Here is a 1,977-nt window from a genome sequence, read left to right on the forward strand (position 1 = left end):
GGGTACAGACAACGCTGTATTTCGTGGTGGGTCTGGCTGGATTCGAACCAGCGACCCCCGCCTTATCAAGACGGTGCTCTAACCGACTGAGCTACAGACCCACGATTCGCATCGTCAGCCTGCCTCACGCGCTCACCTGTCAAGGCCAGCTCGGCAGGCTCACGTGTAAACACTCTTACTGTTCTTTTGTTCTACAGCCGATAAGTGTGGGCGCTTGAAGACGCTGTGCATTGGATCTCGCTGCTCAATCACTGCATGCAGCAATCGAGTGCTCGACCATTTTCTAGAAAGGAGGTGATCCAGCCGCACCTTCCGATACGGCTACCTTGTTACGACTTCACCCCAGTCACGAACCCTGCCGTGGTAATCGCCCTCCTTGCGGTTAGGCTAACTACTTCTGGCAGAACCCGCTCCCATGGTGTGACGGGCGGTGTGTACAAGACCCGGGAACGTATTCACCGCGGCAAGCTGATCCGCGATTACTAGCGATTCCGACTTCACGCAGTCGAGTTGCAGACTGCGATCCGGACTACGACCGGGTTTCTGGGATTAGCTCCCCCTCGCGGGTTGGCAGCCCTCTGTCCCGGCCATTGTATGACGTGTGTAGCCCTACCCATAAGGGCCATGATGACCTGACGTCATCCCCACCTTCCTCCGGTTTGTCACCGGCAGTCTCATTAGAGTGCCCTTTCGTAGCAACTAATGACAAGGGTTGCGCTCGTTGCGGGACTTAACCCAACATCTCACGACACGAGCTGACGACGGCCATGCAGCACCTGTGTCCAGGTTCTCTTTCGAGCACTCCCACATCTCTGCAGGATTCCTGGCATGTCAAGGGTAGGTAAGGTTTTTCGCGTTGCATCGAATTAAACCACATCATCCACCGCTTGTGCGGGTCCCCGTCAATTCCTTTGAGTTTCAACCTTGCGGCCGTACTCCCCAGGCGGTCAACTTCACGCGTTAGCTACGTTACTGAGAAGAAACCCTCCCAACAACCAGTTGACATCGTTTAGGGCGTGGACTACCAGGGTATCTAATCCTGTTTGCTCCCCACGCTTTCGTGCATGAGCGTCAGTACAGGTCCAGGGGATTGCCTTCGCCATCGGTGTTCCTCCACATATCTACGCATTTCACTGCTACACGTGGAATTCCATCCCCCTCTACCGTACTCTAGCCGTGCAGTCACAAGTGCAGTTCCCAGGTTAAGCCCGGGGATTTCACACCTGTCTTGCACAACCGCCTGCGCACGCTTTACGCCCAGTAATTCCGATTAACGCTTGCACCCTACGTATTACCGCGGCTGCTGGCACGTAGTTAGCCGGTGCTTATTCTTCAGGTACCGTCATGAGTCCCCTTTATTAGAAGGAACCTTTTCTTCCCTGACAAAAGCGGTTTACAACCCGAAGGCCTTCTTCCCGCACGCGGCATGGCTGGATCAGACTTGCGTCCATTGTCCAAAATTCCCCACTGCTGCCTCCCGTAGGAGTCTGGGCCGTGTCTCAGTCCCAGTGTGGCTGGTCGTCCTCTCAGACCAGCTACAGATCGTCGGCTTGGTGAGCCTTTACCTCACCAACTACCTAATCTGATATCGGCCGCTCCAATCGCGCGAGGCCTTACGGTCCCCCGCTTTCACCCTCAGGTCGTATGCGGTATTAGCTGCTCTTTCGAGCAGTTATCCCCCACGACTGGGCACGTTCCGATACATTACTCACCCGTTCGCCACTCGTCAGCACCTTGCGGCCTGTTACCGTTCGACTTGCATGTGTAAGGCATGCCGCCAGCGTTCAATCTGAGCCAGGATCAAACTCTACAGTTCGATCTTGAATTTACTCAACGGAATCGAACAAAGACTATTTACATAGCTTCATTCTCTATCCGTGAGCGTTTAAAGTCCGAAGGACTTGGCAACCGTCTCCGGCTACCAGCACTTCGCTTCAAACGCCCACGCTTATCGGCTGTGAATTCTTAAAGAACATC

At 54.5% G+C, this 1,977-nt stretch carries 1 tRNA gene and 1 rRNA gene; both read right to left on the reverse strand.

The features are described 5' to 3' along the window. Window positions 1-24: 24 nt before the first annotated feature. Window positions 25-101: transfer RNA gene (locus tag O9Y01_RS23045), tRNA-Ile, on the reverse strand. A gap of 186 nt (window positions 102-287) precedes the next feature. Continuing rightward, window positions 288-1,816: ribosomal RNA gene (locus O9Y01_RS23050) — 16S ribosomal RNA — on the reverse strand. Window positions 1,817-1,977: the final 161 nt, after the last annotated feature.

Source organism: Pelomonas sp. BJYL3, from assembly GCF_027257975.1.
GTDB lineage: Bacteria > Pseudomonadota > Gammaproteobacteria > Burkholderiales > Burkholderiaceae_C > Roseateles_B > Roseateles_B flavus.